This window comes from Caulobacter sp. SLTY (assembly GCF_009905535.1).
Classification (GTDB): domain Bacteria; phylum Pseudomonadota; class Alphaproteobacteria; order Caulobacterales; family Caulobacteraceae; genus Caulobacter.
In genome coordinates, this window is the sequence record NZ_JAAALA010000010.1 from 40341 (window position 1) to 59681 (window position 19341).

Here is a 19341-nt window from a genome sequence, read left to right on the forward strand (position 1 = left end):
CAGTAATCGGATCAAACGCGCGACCAGCAAGGACCTGGAGCAGCGCGATTTGATTCCATCAAATCGAGCCCTGCTCTAGGCGGCGAACACGGCTTTAGGCCGCAACCGTCGCCAGCCGGTAGTCGCTGTCCAGTCCTGGCTCTCCGTCACAGACGATCCGCCCCTCGCGGACCAACTGGACCATGTGGGCCATGACCGAATGGGCCGCCGCCGGGTGCAGGCGGGAGTCCACGTCCTTGTAGAGCTCGGCCACCATCGCCTTGATCCGCGTATGGCCCCGGCCCAGCGCCGCCAGGATCTGCGCCTCGCGCCCGCGCCGGTGGTCGATATAGGCCTGAACGAAGGGCGCCGGGTCGGTCACCGGCGGGCCGTGGGTCGGCCACAGAGTGGCGAAGTCGCGGGCCTTGATGGTCGCCAGGCTCTCGAAATAATCGCCCATGTCGCCGTCCGGCGGGCTGATCACCGTGGTCGACCAGCCCATGATGTGGTCGCCGCTGAACAGGGCGTTCTCTTCCAGCAGGGCGTAGCAGATGTGGTTTGAGGTATGGCCAGGCGTCGGAATCGCCTCCAGGGTCCAGTCGCCGCCGTTGAACATCCCGCCGTCACACAGACCGACATCGGGTCGGAAATCGCGGTCGTCTCCGGCCTCCATCCGCACCTCCGACTCGGTCGGCACGCCCAGCTTGGCGCAGGCATAGATGGTCGCCCCCGTCCGCTCGGCCAGCGGCCGGGCCAGGGGTGAGTGGTCGGCGTGGTTGTGGGTGACGAAGATGTGGGTGATCCGCTCGCCGGCGGTCGCGGTCAGGATCGCCTCCAGATGGTCGTCCATGTCCGGCCCGGGGTCGATCACGGCCACCTCGCCAGTGCCGACAATATAGGTGCCGGTCCCCTTGAAGGTGAACGGTCCCGGGTTGCGCGCCACCACCCGCCGGATCAGCGGTGAGAGGCGGTCACAGGCCCCGTACTCGAACTCGATGTCTCGAACGAAGGGAATCATGCCCCGCCACCCGTGCCGGAATCTTCATGGATAAGACGCAGGAAAGCGTCCGCGAGCAACCCTGTCGCCTTCAACTTGTCCCTCAAGGGCAGGCTGATCGGAGGTCCCATGTCGGTCTTGTTCACATCCACCACATAGAGGCGACCATCCTTGTCCCGGAGGATGTCAAGCCCGCCCCAGTCGAGACCCATGGCGCCGCAGAAGGTTCCGATGGTGGCGATCTCCTCGGGCGAGAAGATGGCTTCCGGCGCATGCAGGGTGACCCGGGTGTTGTGATTGCTGAACCGCACCCCGATCGGACGGCGCTTGATGAAAACCACCACCGGCTTCCCGCCGACGCAGGGCGTGCGCAGGTCGGCGACCAGCGGACCTTCGGTGTTGTCGATCAGCTTCTGATAGGTCTTGCCGGCCAGGGCGGGGCAGGGGGCCTCGACGATCCGCCCGTCATGCACGCCGTTGTCCTCGCCCTTTTCCACCAGGGGCCCGACGGCGGTGGTGGGATCTACGGCGAGACCATAGCCGAACGATTCCTCGAACGCGGCGGCCACCCGGCTCTTGGTCACGTCTGTGCAGCGCCAGTTGATCCGCCGGGCCGGGCCGGCGTTGGGCGCCATACCCCGGGCGCTGTCGTCGAAATAAAAACCCGCCACGGCCCCCTCAGGCCGCCGCACGATCCGCGCGCCGGCCCAGGCGGCGCTGGCCCAGGCCAGGTACCAGGGGCGGGGGCTATCGGGTGCGAACCAGACGTCTGGACCCGGCCGGGTCAGGCGCATCCAGGCCGCCTTCAGGCGCACGGGCACATAGTAGACCAGCCAGACGAGCGCCTCCGCGATCAGGGCGCCGTCGAGGGGAATGACGATCCCCGTCTTATGGATTCGGACCCGGCCCCCCTCGAAGGAGAAGTCGGATCCCCAGAACCAACGCATTCGCCACTGCTCTCCGCGCCCCGCAGAGGATTAACTAGGCCAATTCGCATCACGGACAAACGACTTGCCCGCGAGGCGTGCGTGATCGGCCCGAACCTTGCGCTCAACCCCGCCGAACAGGTGGGAGTTATGGCGTCATGGCCCTTGATGCGCTGATTTTTGTCTCAAAACGGCTCCAACGCGCCGCGTTCGCCGTGATCTGTCTCATGGCGGCCCAACTGGTCCTGGCCTCCTGCGAGGCCGAGCCCAGCGCCATGGCCGCCCGGGTCACCCTCGGCGGCCAATAGCGCCGCCGACTTGAGCGGCCCAGGCTTGAGCGAGGGGCCGATTGGCCCTTAATGCCGCCATGGCCGACACCGTCGAATCCCTGCTGTCCCAGGCGGCCGAGTTGCGCCGCGCCGGCAGGATCGCCGAGGCCATCGCGGCCTATGAGGCCTTGCTGGCGGTCAAGGCCGACCTGCCGGACAGCTGGTACAACCTGGCTCTCCTGCAACGCCGCGCCCGCCGGCCCGAGGCAGCCCTGGCCGCTTACGCCCACGCCTTGGCTCATGGTCTGTCCGGCCCCGAGGAGGCCCATCTCAACCGCGGGGTCATCTTCGCCGACGACCTGCGCCGGCCGGACGAGGCCGAACGGGAGCTGGCCGCTGCTCTGAAACTCAATCCGCGGTACGCCCCGGCCCTGCTCAACCTCGGCAACCTGCATGAGGATCGCGGTCGCCGACCGGAGGCCCGCGCAGCCTACGAGCGCCTGCTGGCTCTTCAGCCCGACCATCCAGTGGCCCTGGCCCGCGCCGCCGGCCTGCACTCGGTCACCGGTCCGGACGACCCGCTGATCGCCCGTTTGGAAGCCACCCATGCGCGGCCTGGCCTGGACCCCGTCAGCCGGGCCGAACTGCTGTTCTCCCTCGGCCGCCTGCTGGATGCGGCCGGCGCCTACGACCGCGCCTTCGCCCGCTACCAGGCCGCCAACGCAGCCGCGCCCAGGGCCCGCTACGACCGCGTCGCCCACGAGGCCCTTATCGACCAGCTGATCGCGGCCTTCCCGGCGCCCGGGGCCCTGACCCCAGTCCCGGGGGCCCGCCTGCCGCCGGTGTTCATCGTCGGCATGTTCCGCTCCGGCTCGACCCTGGTCGAACAGGTCCTGGCCAGCCACCCGCGCGTCACATCCGGCGGCGAGCTGGACCTGATCCCGGCCATGGTCCGCCATCAGCTGTCGCCTTATCCGCAGGCCATCGCCGCCGCAGACCCCGCCGCACTCGCAAAGGCCTACCTCGCCGACCTCGCGGCCCGCTTCCCGGACGCCGATGTCCTGACCGACAAGCGTCCGGACAATTTCCTCCATGTCGGGCTGATCAAGCGGCTGTTTCCGGACGCCCGCATCGTCCACACCCGCCGCGACCCGCTGGACAACGCCCTCAGCGTCTTTTTCCTGCATCTGTCGGGCGCCATGCCCTACGCCGCCGACCTGATGGACATCGGCCATTACCTGGCCCAGGAGCGCCGCCTGACGGCCCACTGGCGGTCCCTGTGGCCGGACGACATCCTCGATCTGGACTACGACGCCTTCGTCCGCGACCCCCGCCCGCACACCCAGGCGCTGCTGGCCCACTGTGGCCTGGACTGGAACGACGCCTGCCTGGCCTTCCACCAGGCCGACAGCAACGTCCGCACCGCCAGCGTCTGGCAGGTGCGGGAGCCGCTCTATCAACGGTCATCGGGTCGCTGGCGGAACTACGCGGCGCCGTTGGCGCCGCTGAAGGCCTGGCTGGAGGGGCAGGGGCTTTAGGCCGGCAAGACCCCCGACAGGTCATAGCCCGCCGCCGAGCCCTGTTCGATCAGGTCCTGCCGCGACTGCGCCCCCGCCAGCCGCTCCCCGATGCTCCAGGTCACGATCGAGCGCGTGCCCGACCGGCAGAAGGCCAGCACCGGCCCGCCGGCGCTCTCGATCGCCGCCCGATTTTGCTCGACCTGGTCGGGCGTTGGCCCGCCGATCACCGGGATGTGCACATAGTCCATCCCCGCCGCCCGCGCCGCCTGTTCCATCTCCAGGCTGGTCGGCTGGCCGGGCGCCTCTCCGTCGGGGCGGTTGTTGATCACCAGGGTGAAGCCGCGCGAGGCGGCCTCTGCCATGTCGCTGGGCGCCAGCTGGGGGGCCACGGCGAAATCGGGGGTGACGGCGCGAATATCGCTCATGCTGCGTTCATCCTGGGAGGCGTTTGTTTGACAAGATCGGGTCCATGCGGCCAAGACGCAACGTTCCCTTCCGGTACGCCGTGGGGGTAACCTGAATTTTTTGCAACGTGACAGTCGCGCTTCGATCTTGCGACGGTCGCGCCACAGGGGCCGAAAAGCCCCGCCAGTACAGGGTCGTCATGCTTCGATTTCTCTCCAGACGCCTGCTGGTCGCCATACCGACGATGTTCCTGGTCGTCACCCTGGCCTTCTTCATGATGCGCGCGGCGCCGGGCAGTCCGTTCATCAACGAGCGGCAGATGACCCCGGAGGTCCAGAAGGTGGTCGAGGCCAAGTACGGCTTTGATCGGCCCCTCTACGAACAGTACGGCCGCTATCTGGCGGACGTCGTGCGGGGCGATTTCGGCCCGTCGCTGAAATACCGCGACAAGTCGGTGCTCGACATTCTGGGCGAGAACTACCGGGTCAGCCTCTGGCTTGGTCTTTCGGCCATCCTCCTGGCCTCGATCATCGGGGTGTTCCTCGGGGTGATCGCGGCGCTGCGCCAGAACAGGTCCATCGACTACGCCACCATGGCGGTGGCCATCCTGGGGGTCTGCATCCCCACCTTCGTCACTGCCCCGCTGCTGGTGCTCACCTTCGGCTCCATTCTGGGTTGGCTGCCCCTGGCCGGATGGGGCTGGACCAAGGTGGCCGGAATCGAGTTCCCAAGCTGGAAGAACATGATCCTGCCGGTCACCGTGCTGGCCCTGCCGCAGATCGCCATCATCTCGCGCCTCGTCCGCGCCGGGATGATCGAGGTGCTGCGCTCCAACTATGTCCGCACCGCCCGCGCCAAGGGCCTCCCGGAAAGCCTGATCGTCCGCAAGCACGCGCTGCGCGCCGCCATCCTGCCGCTGGTCAGCTATCTGGGTCCCGCCTGCGCCGGCCTGCTGACCGGTTCGCTGGTGGTCGAGCAGATCTTCAATCTGCCGGGCCTGGGCAAGTTCTTCGTCATCAGCGCGCTGCAGCGCGACTACACCGTCGTCATGGGCATGGTTATCTTCTACGCCGCCCTGATCCTTATCCTGAACCTGATCGCCGACATGCTGTATGCGGCGCTCGATCCGCGCGTGAGGCTGTCGTGAGCGTATCCGCCTTCACTCCCGGGTCTTCGGACCGCGACCAACTGATGCAACAGGCGGTCAAGGGCCGGTCCCTGTGGGACGATGCCCGCCGCCGGCTGCTGCGCAACAAGGCCGCCGTGGCCAGCATGATCGTGCTGGCCACCCTGGTGGTGATCGCCCTCCTGGGCCCCTTCTTCGTCCCCTACGCCTACGACACGGTGACCAAGACCGACGTCTGGGCCACGCCGGGCACGCGCGGCCACCTGCTGGGCGCTGATTCCCTCGGCCGCGACCTGTTGGCCCGGCTGTTCGCGGGCCTCGGCGTCTCGCTCGGCATCGGGGTGGTGGCCACGGCCGTGTCGCTGATCATCGGTGTCGCCTGGGGCGCCTTCGCCGGCTACATCGGCGGCAAGGTGGATGAGGTGATGATGCGGGTGGTCGACACCCTCTACAGCCTGCCCTTCATCTTCTTCGTGATCCTGCTGATGGTGGTGTTCGGCAAGAACATCTTCCTGATCTTCCTGGCCATCGGGGCCGTAGAATGGCTGACCATGGCCCGCATCGTGCGCGGCCAGACGCTCAGCCTGAAGCAGAAGGAATTCATCGAGGCGGCCCGCGCCGCCGGCCTGACCACTCCAGCCATCATCCTGCGTCACATCGTGCCCAACCTGTTGGGACCGGTGGTGGTCTATGTCACCCTCACCATCCCGGCGATCATCATCGCGGAGAGCTTCCTCAGCTTCCTGGGATTGGGCGTTCAGGCGCCGATGGCCAGCCTCGGCACCCTGATTTCCAACGGGGCCAAGGACATGGAGATGGCGCCCTGGCTTCTGATCTGGCCGTCGGCCACCATGGTGGTCACCCTGATGGCCTTCAACTTCATCGGCGACGGCCTGCGGGACGCGATCGACCCGAAGGATCGTTAAGCGGATGCCCCGTCCGACTCAGGCGCCTCGTCCCGTGGACCCCGGCCTGCGCCGGGGTGAGCGGCACATCGGCGGCCGTTCAGTTCTCCCGCTTCGCCCGGATCTGGCCGATACCTTCGATCTTGAGGAAGTAGCTGCCCAGGCTGGCGGTGCGGATCTCGACCTTGGTCCCGGGCGCCGGTCCCTTGCGCAGTTTCTCGGTGTCGATCTGCTTCCAGACCGCCCCGTCGGCCAGCTTGATGGTCCACTTGCCGTGCGGGTCCTGGCGGGAGGAGGCGACCGTCGCCTCGATCCGGTTGAGTTCCTCGACCTTTTCGCCGCGGGTCATGAAGGCGGGCATCTGGAAGTTGAAGCCGAAGGACGCGCGGCGGGCCTCCTGCACCTGCTTGCGGTCCACGACCACCACATCGCCCTTGGCCTCGGCGGCGTCCAGCGCCGCGGCCGCCGCGTCGTAGCAGGCCAGCCGCGCCGTCCCATCCTGGATCGCGCGGCAATCGACCACCGCCTTCAGGGCGCCCGCCCGTTCCGGCGGCCTGTCCTGAGCCGAGGCGCCGCTGGCCAGCACAAGGCCGCCGGCCAGTCCCAATCCCAGAATCGCGGGGCGTAGCGTCATGACCGTCTCCAACTCGACTATTCGCCCCATAGAAGGCCGCTCGCGCGTGATCCGCAATCTCTTCCTGGCCGGCGTCGGCCTTCTGACCCTGGCGGCCTGCGGCGAACAGCCCGTTTCGCGCCCGCCCTGCCCGCAGGGCAAGGTCTGCCTGACCATCGGCAACACCTCCGAGCCGGCCACCCTGGATCCCCACAAATCGACCGGCACCTGGGAAGACCGCATCCAGAGCGACCTCTTCGTCGGCCTGACCCAGTCGGCCGCCGACGGATCGACCATTCCGGGCATGGCCGAGCGCTGGGAGGTCACTCCCGACGGCCTGACCTGGACTTTCCATCTTCGTGACGCGGTCTGGTCGGATGGCGTGCCGGTGACCGCCGAGGACTTTGTCTACAGCCTGCGCCGGGTGCTCGACCCCGACACCGCCTCCGAGTACGCCTCGCTGATCTTCCTGATCAAGAACGCCGAGGCGGTGAACGGCGGCAAGGCCCCGCTGGAGGCGCTGGGCGTGCGAGCGGTGGATCGGAAGACCGTCGAGATCACCCTCAACCACCCGGCCGCCTACCTGCCCGAGCTGACCCGCCACCACGTCCTCTATCCCGTGCCCAAGCACGTCGTCGAAAAGCTGGGCGAAAAGTGGGTTCAGCCCGGAAACCTGGTCAGCAACGGGCCCTACGTCCTCAAGGCCTGGCGCCTGGGCGACAGCGTCATCACCGAGAAGAACCCGAGATTTTGGGACGCCAAGGACGTCTGTGTCGATCAGGTCCACTGGTATCCGACCACCGACGCGATCTCGGCCGAGCGCCGCGTTCAGCGGGGCGAACTCGACATCAACACCGATATCTCGTCCAACCGTATCGCCCGCCTGCGCCAGACCATGCCGGGGTATGTCCACACCAACACCTATCTCGGTGTCACCTACCTGGCCTTCAACACCCGGCCCAACAGCAAGGTCCCGGCCTTCAAGGACGTTCGCGTGCGCCAGGCCCTGACCATGGCCATCGACCGCGACTTCATCGCCAAGGGCCTGCTGCGCGGCGGCCAGCTGCCGGCCAACACCAAGGTTCCGCCCGGCGTCGCCAACTACAAGCCCTCGCCCGGGCCCTACTGGGCCAGCTGGCCCCTGGCCAAGCGCCAGCAGAAGGCCCGCGAACTGCTGGCCGCCGCCGGCTACGGCCCCAACAATCCGCTGAAGTTCGAGCTCAAGCACCGCAACAGCGCCGACCCCATGCAGTTCACCCCGGCCCTGCAGTCGGACTGGAAGGAAATCGGCGTCCAGGTCACCCTGGCCCAGCAGGAGGGCCAGATCTCCTACGCCGACTATCGGGTGCGCAATTTCCAGGCCGCCGACGCCGCCTGGATCGCGGACTACAACGACCCGACCAGCTTCCTGGACATGGAGAAGTCCAACTACGGGCCGCAGAACTACGGCGACTACAACAACCCCGCCTATGACGCCCTGATGGCCAAGGCCGGCAACGAGCCGGACGCCGGCAAGCGCGCCGACTATCTGCGCGACGCCGAGACGATGATGCTGAACGACGCGCCGATCGCGCCGATCTACTTCTATATCAACAAGAACCTGGTGAACCCGCGGATCACCGGCTGGGTGGACAACATCGTCGACCATCACCGCACGCGTTGGCTCTGCGTCAAATCCGGCGGCTGAGTCGGGGAGCCGGGCCGAAGTCGCAGCTGCCAACCATCCGCCGCGACACGGACCGCGGCCGCTCAGCCACACCGGGCGCCACGGACACGCCCTAGAACCGCCGCGTTCCGACGGCGTGAAAGCCTGGATTCGCCCACGGCGTAGGCGTTTTGCGGGTTATATACCGACGGTACGCCTCCCTGTGGCGCGGATGCGACAATCTCACGGCGTTCTCATTACGGAAATGCAATGAGCGTTGACCGTGCTTCGAGCGCGGGCCTATTCCTTCGGTAACCGGTCGTCCTTGTGCGTCCGGGAGGCCCGAATTCATGCTTTTGAGGGGAGCGCGACCGTCAACCCGGCGCGCTGGCTCGGAGGGAATAAGTTGAAAGTCCAAACCACGCGCGGCCGCCTGTTGGCGTCCACGATGATCTGCGGCGCCGCCTTCGCCGCGCTCGCCACCGCCGCTCCGGCGTTCGCGCAAGACGATACGGAAGTCGATGCCGTCTTCGTCACCGGCTCGCGGATCCCGCAACCCAACCTGGTGACCACCAGCCCGATCACTCAGGTGACGGCCGAGGACATCACCACTCAAGGCGTGACGCGCGTTGAAGACCTGGTGAACCAGCTGCCGCAGGCCTTTGCCGCGCAGAACTCCACCGTGTCCAACGGCGCCTCCGGCACGGCCACCGTCGACCTCCGCGGCCTCGGCTCCGTCCGCACCCTGGTGCTGATCGACGGCCGCCGCATGCCCTACGGCTCGCCGAATGATCCGGCCGCCGACCTCAACCAGATCCCCGGCGCGCTGGTCGAGCGCGTTGAAGTCCTGACCGGCGGCGCCTCGGCCGTCTACGGTTCGGACGCCATCTCGGGCGTCGTCAACTTCATCATGAAGAAGGACTTCGAGGGCGTTCAGCTGTCGGGTCAGTACAGCTTCTACCAGCACAACAACGACTACGATGGCCCCGGCAACCTGCGGGCTGAAATCGCCCGTCGCGCCACCACCAACGCCTCGCAGTTCCAGCTGCCCGACGACAACGTGATCGACGGCTACGGCAAGGAAGTGTCGATGCTGGTCGGCGTGTCCTCGCCGGACGACCGCGGCAACGTCACCGCCTACGTGACCTACCGCAACAACGACGCGGTCATGCAAGCCGATCGCGACTACTCCGCCTGCACCGTCGGCGCGCCGACCGGCCCGCTGGGCGCCAACACCTTCACCTGCGGCGGTTCGGGCACCTCGTTCCCGGGTCAGTTCACCGACTTCTCGACCTTCGCCCTGACGGTCGGCCCGGGCCGGACCTTCATCCCCTACTCGGCGGCCAACAACGCCTACAACTTCGGCCCGATCAACTACTACCAGCGTCCCGACGAGCGTTACTCGCTCGGCGCCGTGGGCCGTTATGAAGTCAACGACCATGTCGAAGTCTTCACCCAGCTGATGTTCACCGACTACTCGACGGTCGCCCAGATCGCCCCGTCGGGTAACTTCTTCAGCACCGGCACCATCAACTGTGGCAACCCGCTGCTCTCGGCTCAGCAAGCCGGCCTGATCGGCTGCTCCGCCGCCGAAATCGCCGCCGACACCGACGAAGACCTGTACATTGGTCGTCGTAACGTCGAAGGCGGCGGTCGTCAGGACGACCTGCGCTACCAGTCCTACCGCGCCGTCGTCGGTCTCCGTGGCCAACTGGACGAAGCCTGGTCCTACGACGTGGCCGGCCAGTACAGCCGCGTTCAGCTGTCGCGGATCTACCGCAACGACTTCTCGGTCACCCGCCTGGGCCGCGCCCTGGACGTCGTGTCCGTGGGCGGCACCCCGACCTGCCGGTCGGTGGTTGACGGCACCGATCCCAACTGCGTCCCCTACGACATCTTCGTCCTGGGCGGCGTGACGGACGAAGCGCTCGACTACCTGCAGGTCCCCGGCATCCAACGCGCCGCGACGGTCCAGCAGATCGTCACCGCCTCGATCGCGGGTGACCTGGGCGCCTACGGGATCAAGCTCCCGACCGCGACCAACGGTCTGCAGCTGGCCTTCGGCGCCGAATACCGCCGTGACGAGCTGGAATCCGACACCGACCTGGCCTTCTCGACCGGCGACCTCGCCGGCCAGGGTGGCCCGACCATCGGCCTGTCGGGCGTGACCGAAGTGTACGACCTGTTCATGGAAGCCCGCCTGCCGCTGGTCGAAGACATGCCCTTCGCCAAGCTGCTGTCGCTCGAGGTGGCCTACCGCTTCTCGGACTACGGCACCGGCGTCAACACCGACACCTACAAGATCGGTGGTGACTGGGCTCCTTCGGATGACGTGCGCTTCCGCGCCGCCTACCAGAAGGCCGTTCGCGCCCCGAACGTGATCGAACTGTTCACGGCCCAAGGCCTTGGCCTGTTTGATATGGACGAAGATCCCTGCGGTCTGACCGCCGTGGCTTCCGGTGACGCCAGCCGCTTCGCCACCCCGGCCCAGTGCGCCGCCACCGGCGTGACCGCGGCTCAGTACGGCACCGCTTCGCTGGACAGCCCCGCCGGGCAGTACAACTTCTTCGGCGGTGGTAACCCGGCCCTGTCGCCCGAAACCGCGAAGACCTTCACGGTCGGCGTGGTGTTCACCCCGACCTTCGTCTCGGGCCTGAACGTCTCGGTCGACTACTTCAACATCGAAGTCGAGAACATCATCACCACCTTCGGCGGGGCCAACACGGTCAACGCCTGCTACGAAGGCGGCGATGCGGTGGCTTGCGCTCGGATCAACCGGAACGCCCTGGGCAACCTGTGGACCACCGGTGGCTTCGTCGAAGACTTCAACATCAACGTCGGCTTCCTGGAAACCAGCGGTTACGACATCGTCGCTAACTACGGGATGGACGCGGGCGACTTCGGTGGCCTGAGCTTCAACTTCGTCGGCACCGTGCTGACCAAGCTGGAATCCACCAACTCGGGCGACTGCCTGGGCGCCTTCGGTTCGCGCTGCGGCGTTCCGGCTCCGGAATGGCGTCACCGCTTCCGGGTTTCCTGGGACACGCCGTGGGGCATCGACGTCTCGGGCACCTGGCGCCACATCGGCGAAGTGACCCTCGACTCGGGCGACCGTCCGCTGGACGGCACCTGGGACGCCGAGAACTACTTCGACGTGTTCGCCTCCTGGAAGGCCACCGACTCGGCCAGCTTCCGCGTCGGCGTCAACAACGTGCTGGATAACGATCCGCCGCTGTCCTACAGCGTCGGCACCACCGGCAACGGCAACACCTTCCCGCAGACCTACGACTCGCTCGGTCGTTACGTCTTCATGGGCTTCACCCTGGACTTCTAAGTCTAAGGTGATGGTGTGATTACGGAGGCGGCGGGCCATAGGCCCGCCGCCTTTCGTTTGACCGCTTGACGGCCCCACCGGTCATGGCGACACCGGAGCGATGAGCGGATCAGCGGAGCAGTGGCGACAGCAGGCCCTGGCGGCCAGCGCCCGGCGCGACCATGCCGGCGCCATCCGCGCCTTCGAGCAGGCCCTGGCCCTGTCGCCGCGGGATCCGGCCCTTGCCGCCCGCCTGGCGCTCGAACATCTTACCTTTGGCGATGTCGAGGCCGCCCGCCGCACGGCCCATGCCGCCCGCGCCCTGCCTGGCGCCGACGCCAAGACCATCGACCGCCTGGGTCATGTCTTCAGCCGCCTCTCCGAATTCGGGCCGGCGCTGGAACTTTTCCGCCAGGCGGCGGCCGCCGCTCCCGCCGACGTCGGCATTCTGCGCAACCTCGCCTGGGGCGCCCAGCACCTGGGCCATTTCGAGGAGGCGGCGGCCGCCCTGCGCCGCGCCCTGGCCCTGGCGCCGGACGATGATCGTGCCTGGTTCAACCTCTCCGGACTCCCCGGCTGGACCCCCGATGACGGCGATCTCGCCCGCCTGACGGCCCTGCGCGACAGGCTGGCGGGGGACGAGGAGCGCAGCCTTCAGGTGGGTCACGCCCTGGCCCGTGGACTGGAGCAGCGCGGCGATCGTCCCGCCGCCCTGGCCGCCCTGAATCTCGCCAAGGACGCCCGCCGCCGCGCCCGCCGCTACGACATCGACGCCGCCCTGGGCGCCTTTACCGCCGCCCCGGAGGCCTGGCGCAAGGGACCGATCGGCCCGGGCGATCCTTCGGCGGCGCCGATCTTCGTCGTCGGCCCGCCCCGGTCGGGCACCACCCTCATGGACCGGATCCTCTCCTGCCACCGCGACGTCACCGCCGCGGGGGAACTGCGGGCCATGCCTCTGCTGGCTCTGCGCGCCGCAGGCGTCGGCCGCGAGGCGCCGATCACCGCCCAGGTCATGGCCGCCACCGCCGCCGCCTCGGCCGGACAGCTGGGCCGGCTCTACCTGGACGCCGCCGCCCCGCTGGCCGGGACCACGCCGCGCTTCACTGACAAGCGGCCGTTCAACCTGATCTTCGCCGGCATGATATCCCGCGCCCTGCCGAACGCCCGCATCCTGCGCATGCGCCGAAACCCCGCCGACACCGTGCTGGGCAACTATCGCCAGCTGTTCGGCTCGGCCTCGATGTTCCACGACTACGCCTATGACCTGGAACACACCGCCCGCTACGTTGCCGGCCTGGAAACCCTCAGCGAAGCCTGGCAGGCCCTCCTGCCTTCCGATCGCTACCGTGTGATCGACTACGAAGCCCTTGTCGCCGATCCCGAGGCCCAGATTCGCGCCGCCCTCGACTTCTGCGGCCTGGACTGGGACCCGGCCTGCCTCGACTTCCACAACAGCGCCGCCGGCGTCTCAACCGCCTCTGCCGTGCAGGTCCGCGAACCCCTGCACGACCGCAACATCGGCCTCTGGCGCCGCTACGGTGACGGCTTCGAACCGGCCCTGCGCATCCTGCGCGCCGCCGGCCGCCTCACCGATTGATCTCAAAGAAAAAGGGCGGGGATTTCTCCCCGCCCTTGTCGCCCTTGAAGGCTGAGGGTCCTTACAGACCCCCCGGCCCGCATTCGGTGCGCAGGTAGTTGTCCACCGCGGTCAGCACCTCGGCGGTCTGACCCGACATCCAGGTGCCGTAGCTGTGGCCCATGTCCTTCAGCTTAAGGAACTTCACCGGCTGGCCCGACTTCTGGGCCGCGGCGACGAAGCGTTCGGACTGCGAGATCAGCACGTTGGTGTCCCGGTCGCCGTGGTACAGGAAGATCGGGATCTTGATGTTCCCGGCCTGGCTCAGCGGCTCGAGGCCATTGACGGTCGGGCGCTGGAACTCACGCTGGATACGGTTCTGGTTGTTGCGTTCGCGGAAGGTCTCAAGCTCGGCAACGCCAGCCCCGGCGACGGCGCACTGGTACAGGCCGTTGGGCCGCACCGAGGCCGCCATGGCCGCATAGCCGCCGTAGCTGTAGCCGTGCATGGCGATGCGGTCGGGCGCGGCGATCTTCTGATCGATCATCCACTTGGCGCCGTCGTCCTTGTCGTCCTGCATCTTCTGACCCCATTCGGAGTCACCGGCCCGCCACAGCTTCTGGCCCCAGCCTTCCGAGCCGCGGTACTGCGGCTGCAGCACGGCGTAGCCGCGGGCGGCGAAGTACTGCGTCCAGCCGCTGCTGTCCCAGCCCATGTCGTCCCGGGCCCACGGGCCGCCGTGCGGCAGCACGATGGCGGGGTAGGGGCCCGGACCCCAGATCGAGGCCTTCGGCTTGGTCAGGAAGCCCGGCACCATCAGGCCGTCGCGAGCGGCGTACTGGACCAGGGTGGTGTCGCCCAGGGCGCGGGTGTCCAGCCAGGGGCGCGAGGAACCCAGCTTCACCACCTTCGTCCCGTCCTGCAGCAGGTAGTATTCCGGCGGCTGGCTGGCCCCGGACTTGACCACGATCACCTTGCTGAAGTCGTCCGACCAGCTGGTCATTTCCACATCGGCGCCGTCGGCCACCCGGAAGGTCACCTTCTCGCCGGTGGCGATGTCGACCCAGTTCACCGGGTTGGTCTTCACGCCGAACGCCTTGCGCAGGCCCTTGGCGACCGAACCCATCTTCTCATCGACCCAGAAGGTCTCGGTGGTGGCAGAGTCGTAGGTGAAGCCCAGCAGACGGCCGAACTCCGAGGGGCTGCGCGAGCGGCGCAGGCCGCCGGCGTCGAACAGTTTGATCTGGAACGCCGGCTCGACGATCTTCCGCTGCTTGATGTCGTAGGTGAAGATGCCGGTCTTGTCCTGGCCCTCGTTGGTGGCCACGTAGATCAGGTTCGGATCGTCGGTGAAGCCGACGATGGCCTTCGGTTCGCGGTTGGCCGCGTACCAGCGGAAGTGCTCTTCCCAGTTCCCGTTGGCCGGGTTGCGGATGTACTGGGCAATGTAGACTTTGCCGTTGTCGAAATCGACCGACTGACGGGCGGCGATTTCGCCGTTCAGGTCGAACTGCTCACCGCCGAACTTGTCGGACCCGGTGTAGATCTTGGCCTTGGTGAAATTGTAGACGTTCAGCTTGTAGATATCGCCGCTGATGCGCACCAGGACGTTCTTGGGGTCCTTCGGCAGGGTGTTGATCACCTGCACGAAGCCGCCCTCGCTTTGATTGATCTCGCCCGAGGCGTCGCGGAAGTTCTTGCCTTCGATATCGCTGATGAAGGTGCGGAACAGGTGACCGTTGAAATTTCCCTGCGTGTAGGTTTGACGAACGGTCAGGGCGATGCGGTCACTCTTGATGAACGACACGCCCATGCAGTCCGAGCGATCACCGCAGCCCAGGTTGACCGGTGGCTTGTCCATCGCGTCGGTGCGCCAGACGGTGACATAGCTCTTCACGCCGTCCGGCGAGGTGATGCCGGCGATGTATTTGCCGTCCGGCGAGATCGACACACCGGTCAGCGCCGGCTGCCGGCCGAAGGCCTCTGCGGTGGGCGGTTTGATCGCGGCCGGGGCGGCCGTCTGCGCCTGGACGGCGCCGATCGGCCCGGCCGCAAGGGCGAGCAACGCGGCTAGGCCGCAGGCTTTCAGGAGTTTGTTCACTAAGGAATCCCCGAGGTTGAAACGCGTTCGCGCGGCAGGGGAAGGATCACCGCCAGTTTCGCGTACTGGCGTTCGATCCGGCCCAGAGGCTCGCGGTTGGCGCACAATCTACCCCGAAACGCTGGCCAGCCAAGCCTATCTTCCCTCTGGGGCCTGCGGCGCATTGTGGCCCTATCCGTCCGTCGGCTCGTGAACTGTGGCGAGATTGTAACGCCCCCATGACGAATGGCCCCAATGCCGTCATCATTCTTGGCAGGCTGTCGGAAGCTGCTTAGGGTCTCCGCTACCTCGCGGAATCTCGTGTTCCGCGGCGGCCGTCTGTGCGGCCGTGGGGATCATCGGGCTACTGGGGAAAGTGCTCAAAATGCTGGATCGCAAGTTTTTGCTCGGAACGACCGTCATTGCCGGCCTCGCGGCCGCCGCTCTGATGACTCCGACTGTCACCTTGGCTCAACCCTCCGCGGCCGCCGCGCCGGCGGATGACGAGGACGAGGAAGAAGAAGAGGGCGACGTTTCGGCCCTGGTGATCACCGGGTCGCGCATCAAGCGCTCGGAGTTCAACAGCGCCGCCCCCATCCAGGTCATCACCTCCGAGCAGTCCTCGCTCGAAGGCCTGGTCGACACCGCTGAAATCCTGCAGCAGTCGTCGGTGGCCTCCGGTTCGTTCCAGGTGAACAACCAACTGACCGGCTTCGTGACCGACGGCGGTCCCGGCGCCAACACCATCTCGCTCCGCGGCCTGGGCGCCACCCGCACCCTGGTCCTGCTGAACGGCAAGCGCGTCGGCCCCGCCGGCACCCGCGGCACCGTCGGCCCCGTCGACCTGAACGTCATCCCCAACTCGATCGTCGAGCGCTTCGAAATCCTGAAGGACGGCGCCTCGTCGGTCTACGGTTCGGACGCCGTCGCCGGCGTTATCAATATCATCACCAAGTCGAACCTCGACGGGTTCGAAGTCAACGTCTACGGCAACCAGCCGTTCGACGGCGGTGGCGAGCAGTACCGCGCCTCGGTCGCCTGGGGTAAGACCTTCGACCGCGGCTACGTGAACATGTCGCTGAACTGGCAGGACAGCAAGATCCTGCGCCGTCGCGACCGTGACGACACCGCCTGTGCGGCCGACTACCTGTTCAGCGGCGCCGGCGGCGTCAAGGGCGGCCGCGTCGACTACGCGAACACGGACCCGGCTCAGGCCGCGCCGGACGGCACCAAGTGCTACGGCCTGTTCGCCCGCGTTATTCGTTCGGGCAACGGCGACTTCATCTACAAGGATCCGGGCGTCACCTACGCGACCCCGCAGCAGGGTAACAACGCCGCCGTTGGCGTCCCCGGCTACGATCTGGCCCGTCAAGGCCGCGCCGGCTTCCCGGCCACCTTCCCCTACGGCCACTACGACGACCCGATCTACGGGCGTCAGTCGATCCTCAGCCCGGTGACCAACACCTCATTCTACCTGTCGGGTGGCTTCGACATCCTGCCGGCGCTCGAGCTGTACGGTGAGTTCCTGTTCAACCGTCGTGAGTCGGCTCAGTATGGCGCTCGGCAGTTCTTCCCGTCGACCTCGCCGCTGAACGGCGCGGTCCCCGGGCCGTTCAAATCTGTCGCTCAAGGCGGCACCGGTCAGTTCAATACGGCCGGTGGCGCCCTGACCCCGATCATTCCGCTTAAGTCGGACCGATCGCAGGAAGTGGACTACTGGCGCGCGGTTGTCGGCCTGCGGGGCGACATCGGCCGCTTCAGCTGGGATGTCTTCTACCAGCACAGCGACTCCGACGCGACGTACAACACGGAGTCGATCTACAACGACCGCGTCGTGGCCATCACAGGCGCGACCCCGGGCACCGGCTGCAATCAGGCGGCGATCACCATCTCGGGCGGCCTCTGCTCGTCGCTGCCGACCGTTCCGCTGTTCGGCGGCGGCACCACCAACGGCATCGACTTCACCTCGCAGCGGATCCTGGCGGGTGACTTCAACGACGCCGAACGGGCCTTCCTGTTCTTCAATGCCGTCGGTAACACCATCTACACCCAGGACCTGTTGGAAGCCTCGGTCTCTGGCGACCTGTTCAACATCTGGGCCGGCCCGGTCGGCGGCGCCTTCGGGATGACCTTCCGTGAGGACACCATCGACGATAATCCGGACCCCAACGAGCAGGCCGGTAACTTCTGGGGCTCTTCGGCCGCCGGCCGGACCCGCGGTTCCGACCAGGTGTTCGAAGTCTTCGGTGAAGTCGAGATCCCGCTGGTTAAGGGCGTCCCCGGCATCGAGAGCCTCGATCTGCAGGTCTCGGGCCGTTACACCGAGTACGACTCCTACGGCAACGGCGACACCTACAAGGTGGGCCTGAACTGGCAGATCACCCCGGCCTGGCGCATCCGCGCCACCAAGGGCACCTCGTTCCGCGCCCCGGCGCTGTACGAACTGTACCTGGCCAACCAGACCTCGTTCCAGAACCAGGCCGCGATCGACCCGTGCATCCAGTGGGAACTCGACACCAACCCGCGGATCCAGGCCAACTGCGCCGCCGCTGGCGTGCCGATGGGCTACACCGGCGCGGGCACCAGCTCGGCCCTGATCATCACCGGCGGCGGCGCCGGCGTTCTGGAGGCTGAAACCTCCGACGCCTGGACCGCTGGCGTGATCTGGACCCCCAGCTTCATCGACCTGTCGGTGGCCGTGGAATACTTCGACTTCCTCGTGAAGGACGAAGTGCGTCAGTTCGGTTCGGCCAACATCCTGAACCAGTGCTACACCTCGACCAGCTACCCGACCGACCCCTTCTGCACGCTCTTCACGCGGAACGGGCCTGGCGTGGCTCTGCGGCCGAACGAAATCATCTCGGTCAACAACAGCTACGTGAACGTCGCCGAACAGGTGAACCGCGGCGTCGACCTGACCGTGCGCTACCAGCACGAGTTCGAGTTCGGCCGCATGACCTTCGACAGCCAGTTCACCTGGCAGACGAAGGACACCGTCGTCCTCCTGGGCGGCGCGGCGACCGAAGACTACAACGGGTCGAACACCGAGCCGGACTTCACCGGCAACATGTCCCTGCGGTTCGACCGTGGTGACTGGACGGTGTTCTGGAACGCCGACCTGATCGGCAAGCAGTCGGACACCGAAGAGTTCGGCGGCGATATCTTCAACAGCACCCGCTACTCGAGCACCTGTAACTTCACCCCGACTGGCGGCGTGACGGTTCAGGGCACCTGCTCGAGCTTCCTGAACGCGGCGGGCGCCCTGGCGACCCCGGGCGCGCTCGCGGTGGTCGGTCAGCCAGTGTACTACAAGCAGTACAACGAGTTCACCGCCTACCACCACTTCTCGGTCCGCAAGAAGATGGACGACTGGACCTTCGCGGCCGGTATCCAGAACGTGTTCGACGAGCGTCCGCCGGCGCAGTCGACCGCCGCTGGTTCCCGCGCCGGTACGGCTTCGCTGTTCGCCTACGACATGCGCGGCCGTCGCGCCTTCATCAGCATCACCAAGCGCTGGTAGGGCACGACAGACCACAAGGTCTGAAGTCAAAGGTCGGGCCGGCGAGGGAAACCTCGCCGGCCTTTCCTTTGGGGGCTAGAGCAGGGCTCGATTTGATGGAAGCAGATCTCGCTTCCCGAGCGACTTGCTGGTCGCGCGTTTGATCCGGCCACCGATTCCCGCTCATCGGAACGCCCCGAAAAAGGGGACTGGCTTACCTCGCCCCGGCTCCCTCAAGGCTCGAAGATGAGCAGACGGCTTGCCCGTCCCTGACGGGTTGCCGGCCGCTCGTCAGGGATCGAGGACCGGTTCCCCGGACAATATCAGCGGGAGCTCGTCACCGGCTCGGCCTCAGAGAACCGGCTCCCACCGAAGGAGCTCCGCTCGCAACGCCTCGCTCGCTCAAGGTCCGATGATCGCCAGATGGCGCGCCTGTCCCAGACAGGCCTGCTCGATGGGTTGCTCCCAGGCGGATAATTTTACCCGGG

Annotated in this window: 13 protein-coding genes; 8 read left to right on the forward strand and 5 right to left on the reverse strand. The window is 66.9% G+C overall.

The genetic code is table 11. The annotated features are described in order from the left end of the window. Positions 1 to 94: 94 nt before the first annotated feature. Both GVN21_RS07710 and GVN21_RS07715 read right to left on the reverse strand, forming a co-directional pair. The gene (locus tag GVN21_RS07710; protein ID WP_166574147.1) at positions 95 to 997 is read right to left on the reverse strand and encodes an MBL fold metallo-hydrolase; all 903 of its coding nucleotides are present in this window, start codon (positions 995 to 997) and stop codon (positions 95 to 97) included. After that, complete coding sequence (locus tag GVN21_RS07715) at positions 994 to 1923, reverse strand: hypothetical protein (protein ID WP_166574148.1); 930 nt, start codon at positions 1921 to 1923, stop codon at positions 994 to 996. Before GVN21_RS07715 ends, GVN21_RS07710 begins: the two co-directional genes overlap by 4 nt. 137 nt (positions 1924 to 2060) lie before the next feature. On the opposite strand from GVN21_RS07715, the gene GVN21_RS07720 reads away from it, so the two are divergent. Together GVN21_RS07720 and GVN21_RS07725 are read left to right on the forward strand one after the other, a co-directional pair. Further along, complete coding sequence (locus tag GVN21_RS07720) at positions 2061 to 2210, forward strand: hypothetical protein (RefSeq protein ID WP_166574149.1); 150 nt, start codon at positions 2061 to 2063, stop codon at positions 2208 to 2210. 59 nt (positions 2211 to 2269) lie between these two features. Beyond that, positions 2270 to 3709, forward strand: coding sequence for a sulfotransferase (locus tag GVN21_RS07725; RefSeq protein WP_166574150.1), 1440 nt, complete (start codon positions 2270 to 2272; stop codon positions 3707 to 3709). On the opposite strand, the gene GVN21_RS07730 is transcribed toward GVN21_RS07725, so the two are convergent. After that, on the reverse strand, positions 3706 to 4116 hold the full coding sequence (locus GVN21_RS07730) for a TIGR01244 family sulfur transferase (RefSeq protein ID WP_166574151.1): 411 nt from the start codon (positions 4114 to 4116) through the stop codon (positions 3706 to 3708). The two genes, GVN21_RS07725 and GVN21_RS07730, sit on opposite strands and share 4 nt — an antisense overlap. A gap of 179 nt (positions 4117 to 4295) precedes the next feature. On the opposite strand from GVN21_RS07730, the gene GVN21_RS07735 reads away from it, so the two are divergent. Both GVN21_RS07735 and GVN21_RS07740 read left to right on the forward strand, forming a co-directional pair. Next, a complete protein-coding gene (locus GVN21_RS07735) occupies positions 4296 to 5243 on the forward strand; it encodes an ABC transporter permease subunit (RefSeq protein WP_166574152.1) in 948 nt (315 codons plus the stop codon). Next, positions 5240 to 6148, forward strand: coding sequence for an ABC transporter permease subunit (locus GVN21_RS07740; RefSeq protein ID WP_205689982.1), 909 nt, complete (start codon positions 5240 to 5242; stop codon positions 6146 to 6148). Before GVN21_RS07735 ends, GVN21_RS07740 begins: the two co-directional genes overlap by 4 nt. A gap of 79 nt (positions 6149 to 6227) precedes the next feature. Here the strand turns inward: GVN21_RS07740 and GVN21_RS07745 are convergent, their stop codons facing one another. Then, positions 6228 to 6761 carry a hypothetical protein gene (locus GVN21_RS07745; protein ID WP_166574153.1) on the reverse strand — a complete coding sequence of 178 codons (534 nt, stop codon included), beginning with the start codon at positions 6759 to 6761 and terminating at the stop codon, positions 6228 to 6230. Between the two features lie 46 nt (positions 6762 to 6807). Between GVN21_RS07745 and GVN21_RS07750 the strand changes: the two genes are divergently transcribed. From GVN21_RS07750 to GVN21_RS07760, 3 genes are all read left to right on the forward strand, one after another. After that, a complete protein-coding gene (locus GVN21_RS07750; RefSeq protein ID WP_166574154.1) occupies positions 6808 to 8427 on the forward strand; it encodes a peptide ABC transporter substrate-binding protein in 1620 nt (539 codons plus the stop codon). A 364-nt stretch (positions 8428 to 8791) separates the two neighbouring features. Continuing rightward, on the forward strand, positions 8792 to 11719 hold the full coding sequence (locus GVN21_RS07755; protein WP_240902805.1) for a TonB-dependent receptor: 2928 nt from the start codon (positions 8792 to 8794) through the stop codon (positions 11717 to 11719). Positions 11720 to 11819: 100 nt separating this feature from the next. Further along, positions 11820 to 13295 (forward strand): sulfotransferase, encoded by a 1476-nt coding sequence (locus GVN21_RS07760; RefSeq protein WP_166574155.1) that lies wholly within the window; start codon positions 11820 to 11822, stop codon positions 13293 to 13295. 61 nt (positions 13296 to 13356) lie between these two features. Here the strand turns inward: GVN21_RS07760 and GVN21_RS21345 are convergent, their stop codons facing one another. Continuing rightward, the gene (locus GVN21_RS21345) at positions 13357 to 15375 is read right to left on the reverse strand and encodes a prolyl oligopeptidase family serine peptidase (RefSeq protein WP_166574156.1); all 2019 of its coding nucleotides are present in this window, start codon (positions 15373 to 15375) and stop codon (positions 13357 to 13359) included. 364 nt (positions 15376 to 15739) lie between these two features. Here GVN21_RS21345 and GVN21_RS07770 point away from each other — a divergent pair, with 364 nt between their 5' ends. Beyond that, positions 15740 to 18874, forward strand: a complete 3135-nt coding sequence (locus GVN21_RS07770) for a TonB-dependent receptor (protein ID WP_166574157.1) — start codon at positions 15740 to 15742, stop codon at positions 18872 to 18874. Positions 18875 to 19341: the final 467 nt, after the last annotated feature.

What these genes read in the sequence shown, in the direction of transcription:
- GVN21_RS07720 (WP_166574149.1), top strand. Translation starts at nt 2,061, where the DNA reads ATGGCCCTTGATGCGCTGATTTTTGTCTCAAAACGGCTCCAACGCGCC.
- GVN21_RS07760 (WP_166574155.1), top strand. Translation starts at nt 11,820, where the DNA reads ATGAGCGGATCAGCGGAGCAGTGGCGACAGCAGGCCCTGGCGGCCAGC.
- GVN21_RS07715 (WP_166574148.1), bottom strand. Translation starts at nt 1,923, where the DNA reads ATGCGTTGGTTCTGGGGATCCGACTTCTCCTTCGAGGGGGGCCGGGTC.
- GVN21_RS07725 (WP_166574150.1), top strand. Translation starts at nt 2,270, where the DNA reads ATGGCCGACACCGTCGAATCCCTGCTGTCCCAGGCGGCCGAGTTGCGC.
- GVN21_RS07745 (WP_166574153.1), bottom strand. Translation starts at nt 6,761, where the DNA reads ATGACGCTACGCCCCGCGATTCTGGGATTGGGACTGGCCGGCGGCCTT.
- GVN21_RS07730 (WP_166574151.1), bottom strand. Translation starts at nt 4,116, where the DNA reads ATGAGCGATATTCGCGCCGTCACCCCCGATTTCGCCGTGGCCCCCCAG.
- GVN21_RS07735 (WP_166574152.1), top strand. Translation starts at nt 4,296, where the DNA reads ATGCTTCGATTTCTCTCCAGACGCCTGCTGGTCGCCATACCGACGATG.
- GVN21_RS07710 (WP_166574147.1), bottom strand. Translation starts at nt 997, where the DNA reads ATGATTCCCTTCGTTCGAGACATCGAGTTCGAGTACGGGGCCTGTGAC.
- GVN21_RS07770 (WP_166574157.1), top strand. Translation starts at nt 15,740, where the DNA reads ATGCTGGATCGCAAGTTTTTGCTCGGAACGACCGTCATTGCCGGCCTC.